Origin of the sequence: Pacificimonas pallii, from assembly GCF_019204005.1 — a bacterium.
Lineage (GTDB): Bacteria > Pseudomonadota > Alphaproteobacteria > Sphingomonadales > Sphingomonadaceae > Pacificimonas > Pacificimonas pallii.
This window is the reverse complement of the sequence record NZ_JAGSPA010000006.1, coordinates 26,248-43,820: the sequence shown is the minus strand read 5'-3', so window position 1 is coordinate 43,820 and position 17,573 is coordinate 26,248. Positions and strand designations below refer to the sequence as shown.

The 17,573-nt window shown below is 60.4% G+C and carries 17 protein-coding genes; 9 read left to right on the top strand and 8 right to left on the bottom strand.

Going from position 1 to position 17,573, the window contains the following annotated elements; all coding sequences use genetic code 11:
* Positions 1-11: 11 nt before the first annotated feature.
* The gene (locus tag KCG44_RS14165) at positions 12-920 is read right to left on the bottom strand and encodes a hypothetical protein (RefSeq protein ID WP_218446777.1); all 909 of its coding nucleotides are present in this window, start codon (positions 918-920) and stop codon (positions 12-14) included.
* Between the two features lie 320 nt (positions 921-1,240).
* On the opposite strand from KCG44_RS14165, the gene KCG44_RS14160 reads away from it, so the two are divergent.
* The gene (locus tag KCG44_RS14160) at positions 1,241-2,851 is read left to right on the top strand and encodes an AbgT family transporter (protein WP_218446776.1); all 1,611 of its coding nucleotides are present in this window, start codon (positions 1,241-1,243) and stop codon (positions 2,849-2,851) included.
* A 411-nt stretch (positions 2,852-3,262) separates the two neighbouring features.
* Here KCG44_RS14160 and KCG44_RS14155 read toward each other — a convergent pair whose 3' ends face one another.
* From KCG44_RS14155 to KCG44_RS14145, 3 genes are all read right to left on the bottom strand, one after another.
* Positions 3,263-4,186: a beta-1,6-N-acetylglucosaminyltransferase gene (locus KCG44_RS14155; RefSeq protein WP_218446775.1), complete on the bottom strand. Its 924-nt coding sequence runs from the start codon at positions 4,184-4,186 to the stop codon at positions 3,263-3,265.
* 351 nt (positions 4,187-4,537) lie between these two features.
* Positions 4,538-6,190, bottom strand: coding sequence for a chaperonin GroEL (groL, locus tag KCG44_RS14150; protein ID WP_218446774.1), 1,653 nt, complete (start codon positions 6,188-6,190; stop codon positions 4,538-4,540).
* A 65-nt stretch (positions 6,191-6,255) separates the two neighbouring features.
* A complete protein-coding gene (locus tag KCG44_RS14145; protein WP_218446773.1) occupies positions 6,256-6,543 on the bottom strand; it encodes a co-chaperone GroES in 288 nt (95 codons plus the stop codon).
* Positions 6,544-6,777: 234 nt separating this feature from the next.
* Here KCG44_RS14145 and sppA point away from each other — a divergent pair, with 234 nt between their 5' ends.
* Both sppA and KCG44_RS14135 read left to right on the top strand, forming a co-directional pair.
* Complete coding sequence (gene sppA, locus KCG44_RS14140; protein WP_218446772.1) at positions 6,778-8,661, top strand: signal peptide peptidase SppA; 1,884 nt, start codon at positions 6,778-6,780, stop codon at positions 8,659-8,661.
* A 300-nt stretch (positions 8,662-8,961) separates the two neighbouring features.
* Entirely contained in the window at positions 8,962-9,252 is a 291-nt protein-coding gene (locus KCG44_RS14135; RefSeq protein ID WP_218446771.1) for a hypothetical protein, read from the top strand.
* Between the two features lie 102 nt (positions 9,253-9,354).
* On the opposite strand, the gene KCG44_RS14130 is transcribed toward KCG44_RS14135, so the two are convergent.
* A complete protein-coding gene (locus tag KCG44_RS14130; protein WP_218446770.1) occupies positions 9,355-9,825 on the bottom strand; it encodes an RrF2 family transcriptional regulator in 471 nt (156 codons plus the stop codon).
* 100 nt (positions 9,826-9,925) lie between these two features.
* On the opposite strand from KCG44_RS14130, the gene KCG44_RS14125 reads away from it, so the two are divergent.
* From KCG44_RS14125 to KCG44_RS14110, 4 genes are all read left to right on the top strand, one after another.
* Positions 9,926-10,333 carry a group III truncated hemoglobin gene (locus KCG44_RS14125; protein ID WP_218446769.1) on the top strand — a complete coding sequence of 136 codons (408 nt, stop codon included), beginning with the start codon at positions 9,926-9,928 and terminating at the stop codon, positions 10,331-10,333.
* 16 nt (positions 10,334-10,349) lie between these two features.
* Positions 10,350-10,670 carry a TehB family protein gene (locus KCG44_RS14120; RefSeq protein WP_218446768.1) on the top strand — a complete coding sequence of 107 codons (321 nt, stop codon included), beginning with the start codon at positions 10,350-10,352 and terminating at the stop codon, positions 10,668-10,670.
* A complete protein-coding gene (locus tag KCG44_RS14115; protein WP_218446767.1) occupies positions 10,667-10,954 on the top strand; it encodes a hypothetical protein in 288 nt (95 codons plus the stop codon). Before KCG44_RS14120 ends, KCG44_RS14115 begins: the two co-directional genes overlap by 4 nt.
* Before the next feature lie 287 nt (positions 10,955-11,241).
* The gene (locus tag KCG44_RS14110) at positions 11,242-11,802 is read left to right on the top strand and encodes a type 1 glutamine amidotransferase domain-containing protein (protein WP_218446766.1); all 561 of its coding nucleotides are present in this window, start codon (positions 11,242-11,244) and stop codon (positions 11,800-11,802) included.
* A gap of 145 nt (positions 11,803-11,947) precedes the next feature.
* Here the strand turns inward: KCG44_RS14110 and KCG44_RS14105 are convergent, their stop codons facing one another.
* Entirely contained in the window at positions 11,948-12,619 is a 672-nt protein-coding gene (locus tag KCG44_RS14105; RefSeq protein ID WP_218446765.1) for a PEP-CTERM sorting domain-containing protein, read from the bottom strand.
* Between the two features lie 201 nt (positions 12,620-12,820).
* A complete protein-coding gene (locus KCG44_RS14100) occupies positions 12,821-13,213 on the bottom strand; it encodes a hypothetical protein (RefSeq protein WP_218446764.1) in 393 nt (130 codons plus the stop codon).
* Positions 13,214-13,698: 485 nt separating this feature from the next.
* On the opposite strand from KCG44_RS14100, the gene KCG44_RS14095 reads away from it, so the two are divergent.
* Entirely contained in the window at positions 13,699-16,053 is a 2,355-nt protein-coding gene (locus tag KCG44_RS14095; protein WP_218446763.1) for a DUF8508 domain-containing protein, read from the top strand.
* The gene (locus tag KCG44_RS14090; RefSeq protein ID WP_218446762.1) at positions 16,050-16,640 is read left to right on the top strand and encodes a peptidoglycan-binding domain-containing protein; all 591 of its coding nucleotides are present in this window, start codon (positions 16,050-16,052) and stop codon (positions 16,638-16,640) included. The genes KCG44_RS14095 and KCG44_RS14090 overlap by 4 nt, the downstream gene beginning before the upstream one ends.
* A 75-nt stretch (positions 16,641-16,715) precedes the next feature.
* Here the strand turns inward: KCG44_RS14090 and KCG44_RS14085 are convergent, their stop codons facing one another.
* Complete coding sequence (locus KCG44_RS14085) at positions 16,716-17,552, bottom strand: oxygenase MpaB family protein (protein ID WP_218446761.1); 837 nt, start codon at positions 17,550-17,552, stop codon at positions 16,716-16,718.
* Positions 17,553-17,573: the final 21 nt, after the last annotated feature.

The following is a 17,573-nucleotide window of genomic DNA, read 5'->3' as shown; positions in this document are numbered from 1 at the left end:
CCGAATGCGTGTCAGTCGGAAGGCTTGGAAAACACGATCTGATCTGGCCGGAACAACTTGCCGCCATTCGCAAATGCCGCGCCTTCTCGTGCGCGCCGCTGCGTGGCGGCGGGATCATCGCCCTCCGCATCCGGATGCAGCTGCACGGGAAAGGCGTCGGCGAAATCCCAGCCTGGCAAAGGCGTGCCGGGAATCCCGTTGCGAAAGAACGGCGTGACCCAGTGGATCCTGTGCTTTTCCTGATATCGGTAATGCACGCCGACACGCATTTCATAAAGAAATCCCGAATCAATGTTTAGCGAGAATGAGAACATTTCCGGCTCGCGCGGCATCAGCGAAAAATAGTCCGCCGACCTGTTCGCCTCTTGCGTTTGCCTGTCGATCCACGGCGCGAAGTACACGCCCGGTTCTGCGGGAATGGAACCACGGAATTCACGCACAAGCGCTGCTCCGCCGCGGCCGCCCTCATAGACGAACGCCAGGTCGTCGGGCAGCGGCTGGGCGGACGCGACTTCGACAACAAGATAGGGTGCGACCTGCGTGAAATTTCGGTCCGATTGCGATTCCACCGTGAATTGCATGAACCAGATATGCGCAACGGCATTCGGGTCGTTCCGCAGCAGCCATTCGCCCTTTTCCTGCCAGGCACCCACGCTAACGCTGCTGTCGAACAGCCCGGTATACCGCCGGGAAAAGGTCAGATTGTCATTAAACCTGAACTCTTCGACGGGATCGAAACTGGCTTTAATCGGATTGAAATCGGCAGGCTCCGGCACGGCACCCGGCAGTCCGGAAATGCTCTTGTTCAGTGCGGAAACGCCGCCTTCGATGGATACGGCCCTGTCTTCGAGCGCGGCCTGTTTACGGCCGCTCTCCTGGCTTTGTACCTGGCCAACCCAAAAGCTGTAGACGGAAAACACCAGTCCGAGCGCCCCGAGAATCGCAAATAATCCAGTCGCAAACGGGTGCCGGCCGCATGCCTCTATCCCGGCTCTCAACAACCCGCCACCACGCCCCTCTCCGTTCGGTTCGCCCGCGGACTCAGGTCCGTTTCTTGCCATTTGACCGCCCCCAGCTGACGCGCTTCCTTCATCAGGGTGCGATACCTAGACGTGCCGCGAAATGAAGGGAACCGGCCAAAAAGGCGTATCTTCACTTCCCCTTGGCACCCTTTCGCCTTGGCGGGCATCCATCTCCTGCATAAGGTCGCGTGAAATATATGCGATAAGGGGCGGGAACATTGGCGACACGGACGGCAGACGCGCAGGGTGGTTTCCTGAAATGGGTGGAGCGGACCGGCAACCGTTTGCCGGACCCGGTTTTCATCTTTCTGTATCTGGTGGCCGTCCTGATGCTGATCAGCATTGCCGCCACCTGGACCGGCGTGTCGGCCGTTCATCCCACCGCGGTGGACGAGGCGACGGGCGCGCCGCTCGTGATTACCGCCGAAAGCCTGCTGTCAGCTGACAATATACGCCGCCTACTGACGGAAATGCCGCAAACCTTCACGCATTTCCATCCGCTTGGCTATGTCCTTGTCGTGATGCTGGGCGCCGGTGTCGCGGAACGGTCCGGCCTGTTCGGCACCGCCATGCGCGCCGCGGTCAGCAACGCGCCGACGCTGCTGCTGACCCCGTTTGTCGCCCTGACGGCGATGGTCGGAAATCTGGCCGCCGATGCCGCCTATGTCGTCCTCATCCCGCTGGCCGGCGTGATCTTCGCTGCGGCGGGCAGGCACCCGATCGCGGGGATTGCGGCGGCATTTGCCGGCGTCTCCGGCGGCTTTTCCGCCAATCTGTTTCCGGGCCAGCTCGATGCGCTGCTGTTTGGCATTACCGAGGCCGCGGTGGAAACCGTCTTCGCGGATTTTCAGGCGAACATTGCTGGCAATTGGTTCTTCATCCTCGCCATGACATTCGTATATCTCCCGACCATCTGGTTCGTGACAGACCGCGTCATCGAACCCCGTCTCGGCAAATATACGCCCACCGCCAAGGCCGCCGTCGCCGCAGGCCAGCCTGCTGACGCAGCCGCCGAAACGCGCGTCGATAACGCCGAAGCCGAAGATGCGCCCATCGCCGACAATCAACGGCGCGGCCTCCGCAATGCCGGGTTCGCGGCGCTGGCGATTATCGGTGTGTGGCTGTTCTTTGTGTTCGGCCCCGGCACGCCGCTCATCGACGAAACGGCGACGGCGGAGGCGCGCCTGACGCCCTTCTACCAGTCGCTCGTCGCGGGTTTCTTCATTCTGTTCCTTGTCGCGGGCTGGGCCTACGGCAAAGCCGCAGGCACCATTGGCACGCACCGTGATCTGGTAAAAATGATGTCCGAATCCATGGGCGACCTCGCTTATTATCTCGTGCTCGCCTTCGCTGCGGCGCACTTCGTGGCCATGTTCGCCTGGTCGAACCTCGGCCTCATCATCGCCGTCCACGGTGCCGATGGCCTGCGCGAGCTGGCACTGCCCGCGCCTGTGCTACTGGCCGTTATCGTATTGTTCACCGGCGTGCTTAACCTGTTCGTCGGCTCCGCCAGCGCGAAATGGGCCCTCCTCGCCCCCGTGCTCGTCCCCATGCTCATGCTGCTTGGCATCAGCGCGGAAATGACAACAGCGGCCTACCGTGTCGGCGACAGCGCCACCAACATCATCACGCCGCTCATGGTCTACTTCCCGCTCATCATGGTCTTCTGCCAGCGCTGGGTGCCGGAATTCGGCATCGGCAGCCTGATGGCAACGATGCTGCCCTACTCGCTGTGGCTATTGGGAACCGGCGTCGTTCTCATCATGATCTGGGTCGGCCTGTCGCTGCCGCTGGGGCCAGGCGCGCCAGTGTTCATTCCGGTCGGCTGAACCAGGAGTCGGTGCATATGGACGCCGACAGTCCCGCCGAAGCGTGGAAATCCGGAATTGGATGGGTAGCTGACTGTCTGCTAGCCCTAATTTCCCGCAGGAAGTAGATGGTTGAACTGTACGAGCCGCACTGCCACGCCGGGCAAGTATTTGAATTGCTAAGGAATTAATGTGGAAAACTGCATCGCAAGCTTCGTATCACCGAATTATTGATGCCTGCCGATAAAACTGGCGTAATGACGACTCGTGGATACGCAACGGCGAGCCTTCATCGTTCACGATCCCGCACTACGAGTCGTGGCGGGCGATGCCCTCAACCGCTGCGGCTCTAGGGAAGATTCAAGAACCGGTATATTTGTTAATCGCTTAAGCGCCGACCGTTCCTGAATCATCGCCTCATACGTGCCAGGCTTAAGCCGCCACTCGGCTCGGCTCTGGCCCGAACGGGTGTATGATTTTTACTGTTTTACGGGTGTTCACCGATATCGGAGTTACTGGCAGATTTATCTTACTGAGATGAGTTTCGAGAAAATCGAGGACAGCATTGTCTTCTGTGCTGTCGAATTTTCTTGCGAACAGGTTCCTTCCTTTGATCAACCATTGCGCATCAGCAATACCAAAATTGCGCGGACGTAGCTTAACATCACCGTCAGGAATCCAGTCGATGGTCCGCAGATCGTCATTCATGACTTCCCCATGTTCCCCGACATTCATCATGACGGTCTGGAAAAAACTCTCGTCGGCGATGAAGCTGCCCTTATAGAATTTGCGATAGCGTACAACACGCGGATCGCTGGTGACAAATTTGCAGAAATTCCGATCGACGACTTTCCATTGCGTGCCGATCCATGGCGTCACGCCCGTCAGGAATTTACGCGGGATGCCTGTGTGGAACATTCGGCCAAAGGCTTCAACGAAACGGTACTTTATCCGGTTCAGTGTCTCAGGACGCTTGGTGTGTTGATCGACAGCGCGGATAAACTGCTTGCCGGGGTTGTCCGCGAGAAAAGTCTTGATCTCGTCCTGGCTCTTCAGCGGAAAATCCTGACCGCTCAAATTGATAAAATGCGTCCAATGCGAGTTCATCTCCAGCAGGCGCTTCATTCCGCGTAGCTCAGCGTCTACCAGGCTGAAACCGCCCCATAACGCATCCTTGGCCGGGAGGATTTCGGTGCCCTGATATGGCTGCAGAAACATTGAAATGTCACGGGCAAGTTCCGGCCCGGACATCTTATCTATATGCACCAGATATTGGTTGCCCGGCTGATAAACGGCGCGAAACATGCGCTTGAATTGCTCGGGATAGCGATGAACCAAAATGAAATATGCGATCATTCTTGATACTCCAATGGAAGCACACGCCGCATAAAGGGCATGCGTTGTGGACCCGCCTCAGGTCCACCATCGAAAATATCGCTGGAAGGAGACACCGCGTTTGGGGTGAAACCGCCGCAGTATCTTCCATATAGGATGAGATATCGAGAATGTTAGAGGTGGTACCGTGATCGTCGGTGTGCGGTGGTCTTAACTCGTAATTCGTTAGTGTCCGCTTTTAACAAAAAGGGATCATCAGCTTGAGGGTCCGCTATCGGAGGCTAAAACAAACATATCAAACAAAAAAGGCCCGGAAGGATTGCTCCCTCCGGGCCTCTTATTGCTTGGACTGAACGTCCGGCTTGGCTTCGTTTAGAAGCCCATGCCGCCGCCCATGCCGCCCATGCCGCCCATGTCGGGCATGCCGCCGCCGGACTTGCCGTCATCGGGCACTTCCGAAACCGCAGCTTCCGTCGTGATCAGCAGGCCTGCGACGCTGGCCGCGTCCTGCAGGGCAGCGCGGACAACCTTCGTCGGGTCGACGACACCAGCCTTGAGGAGATCCTCATAGACATCGGTTGCGGCGTTAAAGCCGTAATTGTCGTCCTTACCGTCGATCAGCTTGCCGGAAACAACCGCACCGTCAAAGCCGGCATTCGCGGCGATCTGGCGCACGGGAGACGTCAGTGCCTTGCGGATGATGTCGATGCCGCGCGTCTGGTCATCGTTTCCGCCTTCCAGGCCGTTAAGCGAACGCGTCGCGTAGAGAAGAGCGGTACCGCCGCCAGGGACGATGCCTTCTTCAACGGCGGCACGGGTTGCGTGCAGCGCGTCGTCAACGCGGTCCTTCTTCTCTTTCACTTCGACTTCGGACGCACCGCCGACCTTGATCACGGCAACACCGCCAGCAAGCTTCGCCAGACGTTCCTGCAGCTTTTCCTTGTCGTAATCGGACGTCGTCGTCTCGATCTGGGCACGGATCTGCTCGACGCGGGCCTTGATTTCGCCCTCGCCGCCGGCACCGTCGACAATGGTGGTGTTGTCCTTGTCGATCGTGACCTTCTTCGCGCCGCCCAGCATGTCGAGCGTGACATTCTCAAGCTTGATGCCGAGGTCTTCGGAAATCATCTGGCCTTCCGTCAGGATGGCGATGTCCTCCAGCATGGCCTTGCGGCGATCGCCGAAGCCAGGCGCCTTGACCGCTGCGATCTTCAGACCGCCGCGCAGCTTGTTGACGACCAGCGTTGCGAGCGCTTCGCCCTCGACATCTTCCGCGATGATAAGGAGCGGACGACCGGACTGAACGACAGCTTCCAATATGGGGAGCATCGCCTGCAGGTTGGAGAGCTTCTTCTCATGGATGAGAATATAGGGATTCTCCAGATCCACCAGCATCTTGTCGGGGTTGGTGATGAAGTAAGGCGACAGGTAGCCACGGTCGAACTGCATGCCCTCGACGGTTTCCAGTTCGGAAACGAGGCCCTTGGCCTCCTCGACGGTGATGACGCCTTCCTTGCCGACCTTTTCCATGGCCTGTGCGATCATGTCGCCGACCTCGGTGTCGCCATTGGCGGAAATCGTGCCAACCTGGCGGATCTCGTCATTGCCGGATACGGGCTTCGAACGGGACTGCAGATTCTCGACGACCTTCGTGACGGCGATGTCGATGCCGCGCTTCAGGTCCATCGGGTTCATGCCGGCGGAAACCGACTTCATGCCTTCGCGCACGATGGCCTGCGCCAGAACCGTTGCGGTCGTGGTGCCGTCACCGGCGATGTCGTTGGTCTTCGACGCGACTTCGCGCAGCATCTGCGCGCCCATATTCTCGAACTTGTCTTTCAGTTCGATTTCCTTCGCGACCGTCACACCGTCCTTGGTGATGCGGGGCGCGCCGAAGCTTTTTTCGATGACCACGTTACGGCCCTTGGGACCCAGCGTGACCTTGACGGCATTGGCGAGGATATCGACACCGGCGAGAATACGCTCACGCGCGTCGCGGCCGAATTTTACGTCTTTGGCTGCCATGATTGACTACCTTTCGATTGAATTAACGGGAAACAGGAAAAACGCCCCTTTCGGAGCAGCTAGCTTCAGGACATGATGCCCAGAATGTCGCTTTCCTTCATGATGATCAGGTCTTCACCGTCGATCTTCACTTCCGTACCGGACCATTTGCCGAACAGGATCTTGTCGCCGGCCTTGACTTCCATCGGAGAGATCTCACCTGCGTCGTTGCGGGCGCCCGTACCTGCGGAGACGACTTCGCCTTCCTGCGGCTTTTCCTTGGCGGAATCGGGAATGATAATGCCGCCCGAGCTCTTTTCATCGGCCTCGATGCGGCGGACAAGAACACGGTCGTGCAGAGGACGAAAGTTCATGATTGCGTCACCCTTCTAATTGGAGTGGAGATAAGAGATTGGCACTCCCTGGACGAGAGTGCCAACGGAATGCGATATGTGTAGGTGCCGACGCCGTGTCAACGGCGGCGAATGAGAATTTTTAATGACTTCATTTTAAGGCTGCGTGCCTGTCATTAAATGATGCGGCGGACTGGACGATCCGGCGCGGGTCCCTACATCACGAATGGACAGGATGCGAAGGATGTTCCGAAGATGGCGATCGTAAAAGGCTTCTGGCATTTTCTTGTCGGTGTGAAGGACTTCCTCGTCCTTCTGCTGATGGTGCTGATTTTCGCGCTCATCATCACCGCGCGCAGTGCCGAGGGAGATGCCCCGGGTGTTCCCGATGGCGGCGTGCTCAACATTCCCCTGTCCGGCTTCCTGGTCACGCAGGCGACGGAAATTTCCCCGATCGACCTTCTTTCCGGGGCACCAGCGATGGGCGAGACGGAAACGCGCGAGCTTATTTCGATCATCGAAATCGCGAAGGATGATGACCGCATCGCGGCGATCCACCTGGACCTTGACGGTTTTCTGGGCGGCGGACAGGCGGACATTCAGGCCGTTTCCGATGCGCTGGCCGACTTCCGCAGTGCCGACAAGAAGGTCACGGCCTACGCCACCGCCTATTTCGACGGCTCCTGGCTGATGGCCGCGCATGCCGATGAAGTCTGGCTGAACCCGCTTGGTCAGGTGCTGATCGGCGGCCCTGGCGGCTCGCGGCTATATTTCGCGGATGCGCTCGAACAGTTGAAGATCAACGTCAATGTTTTCCGCGTGGGAACCTATAAGAGCTTTGTGGAGCCTTACACCCGGTCGGAGGCGTCGCCAGAGGCGGAGGCCGCGATCCGCGCGGTCTATGAAGACATTTGGGGCGACTATCAGCAGGATGCGCAGGCCGCGCGCCCGGCCGCCGATCTTACCGGTTACATCGCCAATATGGGCGACAATGTTCGTGCCGCCGGCGGCGACTTCGCGCAGGCGGCAATGGCCGCTGGCCTGATCGACCGGGTCGGCACCCGCACCGCGCTTGGCGACCAGCTTGCGGAAACATATGGCCGCGGCGACGATGACCAGCCCGGCCTTTACGCCAGCATCGACTATGCCGACTATCTCAAGGCGAAGGAGTCTCTCCTCGGAACGTCGGGCGATGCAGTGGGCATCATCTATGTCGCTGGCACCATTGTCGATGGTGAAGCACCGGCAGGCACCGCCGGCGGGGCCACCATTGCCGCGCTTATCGAAGACGCCGTGGCGGACGAGGATGTGAAATCGATCGTTGTGCGTATCGACTCCGGCGGCGGCAGCGTCACGGCATCCGAGGACATTCGCCAGGCCCTGCTGACCGCAAAAGCCGAAGGCATTCCCATTGTCGCCAGTTTCGGCAATGTCGCGGCATCGGGCGGTTACTGGGTCGCCACCGCCGCTGACCAGATCATCGCGCAGCCATCGACCATCACGGGGTCCATCGGCGTTTTCGGTATCATCCCTTCATTCGAACGGACGCTTGCCGATCTGGGCGTCAATGCCGACGGCATTCAGACGACGCCTTATTCCGGCGCGCCGGACATATTCGCTGGCCTGAATCCGGAAACGAAAGAGCTTTTCCAGCTTGGCGTCGAGGATGTGTATCGCCGCTTCATCGCTGTCGTCGGCGAAGCGCGCGGCCTGGACGCGGCCCGCGTGGACGCGGTCGGCCAGGGCCGCGTCTGGTCCGGCGGCGCCGCGCGGCAGCTTGGCCTTGTCGACCGGTTTGGCAATCTGGACGATGCCATCGCCGTCGCCGAAGAGCTTGCCGGTTTCGAGGCTGGCGAGCTTCGTGTGAAGGATATCGAGACGCCGCCGCCATTTCCGATCCAGTTTCTCGAAAATTTCATGACGTCCGATACGGATGCGGACAGACCGCGCGGCGCGCTTGATCTTGCCGTTCGCCGCGCCCGCATGGCGGCGGCCGGACAGCTTGGCGAGGCGCTCGGCATCGCGACCGGCCCCACCGTTCAGGCCACCTGCCTGGAATGCAGCGGCCTGCGTCCCGCTGCCCACAGTAACGATATACAGGTTCTGATCGAAAAGATGGGCAGGGCGGCGGTGCGCTGATGATCCGGTCGGGACGGTCTGTCGGCGGGAACAATTGCCGGCACATTAAGTTTTCCTGTTTATCCGTGATTCATGTCACGGTGTTTATCTGTCAGTCTTCGTAAGAAGACATACGACGGCGCGACTCGCTAGAGACTTGATCGTCGCGGTTTGAAGAGGTGGCACCGCACAGGGGCCGGTTTTTCAAACCGGAAATTCTACTCGGGAGCAGCGCTGCGCGGCTGATGGACATTTTGTCCGATTACCTAGGCGGCACCGCGCGCTCCCATTTAGAATATGATATAAGGATGTATGAGAATCATGGCACTGACAGGCACGAAAGTACCGACGTTGACGCGCACCGCGATTCTTGCGGCAATCGCTGTCGCTCTGTCTCCGCTACCGATCATGGCTGCCCAGGCAAAGCACGCGGCCCTCGTCGCCCATGAAAAGCCCGGTCTTTCCAGGGAGCAGTCGGAACGCGCCATGACCGCCGCCGAACGCGCCCGCGCCGAATGCCGCGCGCGTTCCAAGGATGATGAGGTGGCCTACTCCATCTGCGTCGCCGAACGCCGCGGCGCCGCCTACCGCCAGGAAGCCAAGAACCGGTAAGCCAGCGCAGAAGAATTTTCCTGCGGAATTGTCCTGCGCGAACGCATGCGCGGCTCCGGCTGCCGGCCGCTTATTCGTTAAGGTCGGCGGCGGGCCGGACCATCACCCGGTCGCACCCGTTTCGCCCTGCGGTTCCGCAAGCGTGGTCGCCGCAAAACCCATAGGGCGCAGAAGCGCGAGCAGCGCACTTGGCTGCGTCAGCACATCCGCAAGGGTGTAACGGTCGAATACGGCCAGAAACGCGCTTAGGGCCTCATCGACGATCGCCGTGAAACCGCAGGCGGGCGCCACAACGCAATGTGCGCAATCCACCAGATCCAGGCTCTCCTCCGTATCCCGGATAAGGTCGCCCAGGTTGATGGCGCTGGCAGGCAGCGCCAGACGAACACCGCCCGCGCGGCCGCGAACGCTCGCAACATATCCCGCTTTTCCCAGATTGTGCACCACCTTCATCAGGTGATTCTGCGAAATGCCATAGGCGCTGGCGATTTCCGATATCGACACCAACCTGTCAGCGGCACCCAGATGCATAAGCACCCGTATCGCATAATCAGTATGGCGCGTCAGGCGCATCGGCTCTCCCTATCCAGCGCGTTCCTTTTATCATGTATTTATATTGCATGTTTTTCTGGATTCGTATAGATAGATGTCACATACATGTTTAGAAGAGATCATGGCACATACATCGTCCCTCACCGAAGCGTCCCTCGAACGGGTCATTCCCGCATTCTACGCCCGTGTTCGGAAAGACGACCTGATCGGGCCGGTGTTCAACGATGCGATCGATGACTGGGGGCCGCATCTGGAAAAGCTGATTGCGTTCTGGTCGTCGGTGATGCTGACCAGCGGACGCTATAAGGGAAACCCCGTCGCCGCCCATGCGAAACATGCGCGTATATTGACCCCCGACATGTTCGAACGCTGGCTTGCCCTGTGGCGGCAAACCACCAACGACCTGTTGCCGGTCGCCGATGCACAGGCGATGCAGGCAAAGGCGGAGCGTATTTCCGAAAGCCTGAAGCTGGCGCTCTGGTTCAAAATTCCGCAACCCGACCACCGGAACAGTCCCGCAACATCCTGATTGAGGAGCATGGCCGATGACCGACAGAGCCCAGCCGATAGACGACGCATCGCCGTACAGGTCCTCACCGGTTTTCGACGAGACCGATCTTCCGGCGGCGCTGCGCAGGGAACATCGGACCAAGCCGGGCGTATGGGGCGTTGTGCGCGCCATGGAGGGGAGCCTCGATCTGCACTTCGCCGATGGCACGCCGACACGTCTCGTCACGCCAGACCGGCCGGGAATCATATTGCCCGATCAGCCGCACTGGGTCGTACCGGGCGACCGGATGCGAATGCGGGTCGACTTTTACACTTGTCCGCCGCCAATGTCCCTGAATGGAGATGAAAGCTCATGACCAGCGCAGATGACAGGAGCGCACGGCTGCAAACGGCGCGCAGCAGCTTCAACCGGCTCATGCGCTATGTCCTCGGCGCGGCGCTCCTGATGGAGGTTGCGCTGATCGCGTATCTGGCGGTGTCCGATGCGCTGACGCGAACGGCGGTGATCGCGGGTAGCATCGGCGTGATCGTCTCGGTGGTTCTTGGCGCCGGCCTCATGGCGCTCGCGTTTTTCAGTTCCAATAGCGGCGTTGACGACGATGCCGGGCGCGGCGCGGGGCGTGCGCCTGACGAAGAATAGGCCGGGAAGAAGATCGCCATGCTATGTCCTGAATGCGGCCTCATCACCGGCAATTGCCCCGTCACCGTTCGCCACGCGCCCGACGTCCGTGGTGAATGCGAAACGCGTGCCGGTCTGCGCCGCTTCCTCACGCGGTCAGGATGCGTGCGGCAGAAGTACGCAGTCCCTGCGGCGCGGGAACCGGACGCGGCTGACCTGGGTTAGTTTTACGAACGCTTCCTGACGTGTCGGCACCACATTCCCGCATCGGAAGCCCCTGTAACCCGGCCCCATGAAGGATCTCACCCATGACAGCCATCCAGAACGCCCGTATCGCCATCCTCTCCACCGACGGCTTCGAAAAATCCGAACTCTTCGAACCGCGGCGTCAGCTTGCCGCGGCCGGTGCGAAGGTCACGATCATCTCACTCGAAACCGGCTCGATAAAAAGCTGGGACGATGGCGACTGGGGCGAAGCGGTCGATGTGGACATGACGCTGGCCGACGCCCAGGTCGCCGATTTCGACGCCCTCGTGCTTCCCGGCGGACAGATCAACCCCGACCTTCTGCGTGTCGAGGATGACGCCGTTTCGTTCGTCCGCGACTTTTTCAACAGCGGCAAGCCATTGGCCGCCATCTGCCACGCGCCGTGGCTGCTCGTCGAGGCGGATGTCATCAAGGGCCGCAACGTCACCAGCTATCCGTCCATCCGCACCGACGTGAAAAATGCCGGCGGTATCTGGGAGGACAGCGAAGTCGTCGTCGATCAGGCGCTCATCACCTCGCGCAACCCCGATGATCTCGACGCCTTTTGCGCGAAGATCATCGAGGAGGTGCGCGAAGGCCGCCATCAGCGCGAGGCAGCATAGCCCGCGCCGGTCATCCAGTTCCGGGCGCGGTGGCATCCGGCTCCAACGACTGCTCCTGCGCAGCGGGTACGGCTATGAATACCACATAAAAGGGGGAGTGCGCCTTGCTGGAACGCACTCCCCCTTCTTTATCGGCGGTCTTGGCTTAGCGTGCGCGGCGACGCATCGCACCCATGCCGAGAAGGCCGAGGCCGAGCAGGACCATCGCGCCCGGTGCCGGCACCTGATTGAACGGCGTGGTGGCAAACCGCAGCTCGCCGAGATCGAAACCGTCCGAACGCCTGTTCACATAGGAAGCGGCATAATCGGCGAATGTGTTGTCGGTGATTACCAGCGTATCGAACGAGTTCGCACCCAGCAGGATGGTCAGCACGCTCTGATTGCCGACATTTGACGACGTCGCCGTCAGGCCGTTCGTACCGGCGAAGGCTGCGGACAGATTGTCCACGCGGATCGTCGAGGATGGCGAGCTGCCCGTGAAGGTGAAGATCGCCGATTCAGGATAATTGCCGTTTGGATTGCCGTTCGTGATCTCAATGGCAAAGATGTCGCCATCGAAAACCAGCGGTGAAACGTTGACGGTGACCGAACCGGGGCCCCCGTTCGCATTGGCAACGCCAAGCGAGAAGAATGTCGAGGCATCGCCATCGGTGATCGACGCCGCGTTGCTGCGTGCCGCGGATACCGCGACGCAGTTCGCCGGGGCGCCGCCGCTGGTGAAGCACTGGTCGCCCTGGTCGGTGGTGATGCTGAGCGCCGATGCCGCGCCGGACATGCCGAGCGTCACGGCCGCAAGAAGATAATGGACTTTTTTCACTGTGAAATTCCTTTACTGATCGGATGATCGTTACGGAACATCAACATGCAACCGCCGTGCCAGATGTCTAAGCACGCATTTCCGTTACGTTTTCAAAACGAGCGCGTCCGCGCCAGGGCAAAAGTGTAAAGCCCACCGACACTTCATGCCTGCCTCCCCGGACGCCTCCTCCGTATTCAAATCTAAACCGGCAGCGAACGCCTATGACTTCCGGCCAGGGAAAAGCAGAGTGATTGCGCTTGGAAAAATAAGCCCCCGCAAATAAGAAAAGACCGACTTTTCGGATAGGGCTTCCGCCATCGCAAGTTCCGCGGATTGCGGGTTAAAGTGTAGCCAATATTGACTGGCAATTAGCGACAGGATGCTGATCCACATCACCCACAATACCCACTTCCTGCCTGTGACACTGCCCCATATGACCATGCATAAGCTTAAGGCTACTGCAATTTTCAGTATGAATTGTATGAACTGTATGTTTGAAAAATCAGGAAAATTCGCATAAAGCTGATAAGTCGTCACCACATGATAGGTGATCAGCAGCCCTGCCAGTATAAAAATCAGACCATGTTTGATTGTTATGGTGCGTAAAGTCATATTATCGCCCCCCCTTCCCTGATACCCGGTTTTTCCTGATCGTAGGATTACAGGAACACCATAGCTATTGATTATAGCGGCAGCATCCCAATTTTTGCGGCCGCACGCCGCCGCCCACCGCCGGTGGCGGGCGGTTGCATCTGCCGGACCGCGCAAGCGACCGGCGCGGTCAATTGCGCTGCCCCCGCACGGTGGTCGGCTCCGGTTGCGGCGCTGCCGCAACCATCATTCCATGAATGAAGGCGTAGCATCGCTGTAACTTCAGTGTCCCTGAAATTTCTCGGTCTGCCAGGGGACGTGGCGCCTTCGCCGTTTGGGTGAAGCGCTGTCCCGCACGATCGGGGCGAATGGCTGTCTCGCCGGTAAGCCCAAAGCAGCGCAAAAATGTCTTAAAAACTTAATTACCAACTACCTACCGGCAATTGCGGAACTTCCCTAGACTGCACTTCTGTCAAAACCGCACTAGCCAAACAGGGTATGAAACTATGCGTATCATCTCAAAACTGATGCTGAGCACCGCAATCGTTACGATGCCGGTATCAACGTCCGCGATCGTGTTCGTGAACGAATTCCATTATGACAATCGGAATGCCGATGTCGGCGAGTTCATCGAGCTTGCCGGATCGGCCGGCGACAGTCTGGATGGCTGGTCCCTGGCGCTCTATAATGGCACTGCAAGTCGGCGCAGCGTTTACAATACGATCAATCTTGGCGGAACGTTCGGCGATGTTTCCGGCGGCTTCGGCTTTTTGTCGTTCGACGCGGTGGGCCTGCAGAATGGCGGACCGGATGGCTTCGCACTGGTCGACAACGGTGGCAGCGTTGTTGAATTTCTGAGCTATGAAGGCAGTTTCACAGCCGCCAGCGGCCCCGCGGGCGGAATGACGAGCGTCGATGTCGGCGTTCGCGAATCGAGTTCGACGCCGGTCGGTTTCTCGTTGCAGCGCACGGGCAGCGGTTCGGCTCCCGGCGACTTCACATGGGCCGCGCCGCAGACCGCGACTCGCAACATGGTGAATGCCGGCCAAAGCTTCACGGGCGCACCGCCACCACCACCGCCGCCGCCATCGGGTGACCTGACAGCGATTTACGACATTCAGGGGGCCGCCCAGACCAGCCCGCTCGAAGGACGCACGGTCACCACCTCCGGCATCGTCACCAGCATCGCGCGCAATGGCTTTTACGTGCAGGATGCGGCGGGTGACGGCAATGTCGCGACATCGGACGCCATCTTTGTCTTCACCGGCGGCGCACCGACCGTCACCGCGGGTGACGATGTCACCATTTCCGGCCGTGTCTCGGAATTCATTCCCGGCGGCGCCCGTACCGGCAATCTGTCGCAGACGCAGATCGCGCGGCCCGATTCACTGACCGTGAATTCCAGCGGCAACGCGCTTCCGGCCGCCGTCGTTCTGGGCGCATCGGGCCGTATGGCCCCCACGCAAATTATTGATGACGATAATTTCGCCGCGTTCGACCCTGAAAATGACGGCATCGACTTTTACGAATCGATGGAGGGCATGATCGTCACCGTCGAAAACGCGGCGGCCGTAGGGCCGACCAACCGGTTCGGAGAAACCTTCGTGGTGGCGAACGGCGGTGCCGGCGCGACGGGCGTGAACGCCCGCGGCGGACTGACCATTTCCGAAGGCGATTTCAATCCGGAGCGGATTCAGCTGCAGGGCGGCCAGGCGACGGCGGCCAGCGTCGGCGACCAGATCGGCGATGTTGAGGGCGTGCTGGGCTATAATTTCGGAAATTACGAAATCGTGCCCCTGGACGGCCAGTCCGTCGATGTGGTGCAGGCAGGCAATCTCGTGCCGGAGACGACGACCATTGATGCGGGCGGAGACCGCCTGACCGTGGCGAGTTTCAACGTTCTCAATCTCGATGCGAATGACGCGGATGGAGACAGCGATATCGCCGATGGCAAATTCGCGGCTCTCGGAGCGCAGATCGCCAACAATATGGGCGCGCCGGATATCATCGCGCTGCAGGAAATCCAGGACAGTTCGGGCAGTTTCAACGACGGTACGACGGATGCCACATTGACCCTGCAGACGCTGGTCGAGGCCATCGCCGCGGCGGGCGGCCCGCGCTACGCCTTCGCCGAGGTGGCGCCGCAGGACGGTACCGCCGGCGGTCAACCCGGCGGCAATATCCGCAACGCCTATCTGTACCTTGCGGACCGGGTCGACCTTGTCGAGGATTCCGTCGCGTTTCCGGACGGTGCGACCACTGACCCTGCCTTTGCGGGGTCCCGCAAGCCGCTGGTCGCGGAGTTTGTCTTCAACGGCGAGACCGTGACGCTCATCAACAATCATTTCAGTTCGAAGTTGGGCTCGTCCCCGCTATTCGGTGCCGTACAGCCGCCGATCAATAGCGGCGAGGATGAACGCAGGGCGCAGGCCGCCTTTGTCAACGCGCTTGTCGATACGCTGCTGGCCGACAATCCGCTGGCGAAGGTCATCACGTTGGGCGACCTTAACGAGTTCAGCTTCTTCTCGCCGCTTGAAATCCTGCGCGGCATCGGCGGTGAACAGGTGCTGACGGATCTTGCGGACCTGCTGGCCGGTCAGCTCGACGCCTATAGTTTCATCTTTGACGGCAATTCCCAGCTTCTGGATCACATCCTTGTCACCCAGGCGCTGCTCGGCCTCGATCCGCAATTCGATATCGTGCACGCGAATAGCGAATTTTTCGGGGCGCCGTCGGACCATGACGCGCTGATCGCCAGTTTCCTGATCGAAGCGGCGGCGGTTTCCGCGCCGGGGATACTGGGCCTGCTTGGCCTGTCCGTGGCGGCGCTGGCATGGCGTCGTCGCAGGATGGTCGTATGAGGGCGGCCTGGTTTGTCGTGGTCGCGGGACTGTTGCTGGCCTTGCCAGCACAGGCCGCGGCCGGCGACGGCAAGAACCGCTTCGCCGTCAAGGGGGCGGGAGCCCTGCCCTGCCGCGAGTTCACGGGCGCGATGAATTCGCGCAATATGCGGACGGCGGCGGCCATGGGCTGGTTCTCGGGCTATCTGTCGGCAGCGAACCGCTATGAGGCGGATACGTACGAGCTGCTCCCCTGGCAGGACCCGCTCTATCTGACCGCCTCGATCACCCAGTTCTGCAAAGCCAACCCGTCAATGCGATTGTTCGAGGTTGCCGGCCGGATGGTGGAAAGCCTGAAACCGGGACGGCTGAAAGTGGCGAGCCCGCGGCGGACCGTCGCCAATGGTGAAACGCGGATACGCCTCTATGCCGCGACCATCGGCCGGGTGAAGCGTGCCCTTTCCACGCGCGACCTTCTCGTCGGCCAGGTCAATGCGAAAGCGGACGCTGACCTCGTCGCCAGCCTTGCCGGCTTTCAGAAGCGCGAAGGTCTGGAAGCAACGGGCATGCCCGATCAGGAAACCCTGTTCCGCCTTCTGGGCAAGTGAATGGGAAACGGATGAAGGAGGGGGCAGCGGCAGCCCCTCATCGCTACCGGTGACGTGACCGGCCAGCCGCCAGCCCTATCCCGACATCGCCCAGCCCACGGTTTTCGTCAGTCCGCCCGCTCCAATGCGCACGGCGATGCGTTCGCCGGGGCGCCAGCGGACGCGGTGCAGGCGCTGGGCCCAGTCGGGCATCATGTCCTGGCCCGCGCGCATCAGCAGGTCGACGACCGGCTGGGCCGCCGCCTTGTCGGCGCGGTGCGCCAGCAGGACGCCCGCGACTTCGCGGACACGCGCATCGGCGCGCAATTCTTCCCGCACCATCTTCAAATAGACTTCCGCCTGATGCAGCGTCCGCGGCACATCCTTCGCGCCCAGCCGCTCGGCGACGATCGCGTTCTCAGCGAAATAGCGGTCCTGGTCCGCGCGGCTGATGTTCGGGTTGTGGTAGCGTCGCCACGCGCGCAGAAAACTGATCAGTTCCGTTACATGCACCCATGTTAAGAGGTGCGGATCGTTCGCGCTGTAGGGCGTGCCGTCCGGCAATGTGCCGTGCACATGGTCATGCACCCGCCGGACCCGCGCAATGACCCTGTCGGCATCCTCCTGCCGGCCATAGGTTGTGACCGCGATGAACCGCGCCGTCCGGCGCAGCCGTCCCAGCATGTCATTCCTGAAATCGCTATGGTCCCACACGCCGCCCAGCGCGCCGGGGTGCAGCATCTGCAGGAACAGCGCCGACACGCCGCCGATCATCATCGTGGTCACGTCGCGGTGCACGTCGCGCGCGACCGCGCCCTCAGCGAACAGGCCGATGCCCGGTTCGAAACTGTCTCCCGCTGAACCGGGCTGTGCGTCATCCGCCGCAAACATGGCGCGGACTTCCTTCGCGATGGAGGCACGGAGCGGGTTCATCGGATTACCCTATAGACTACC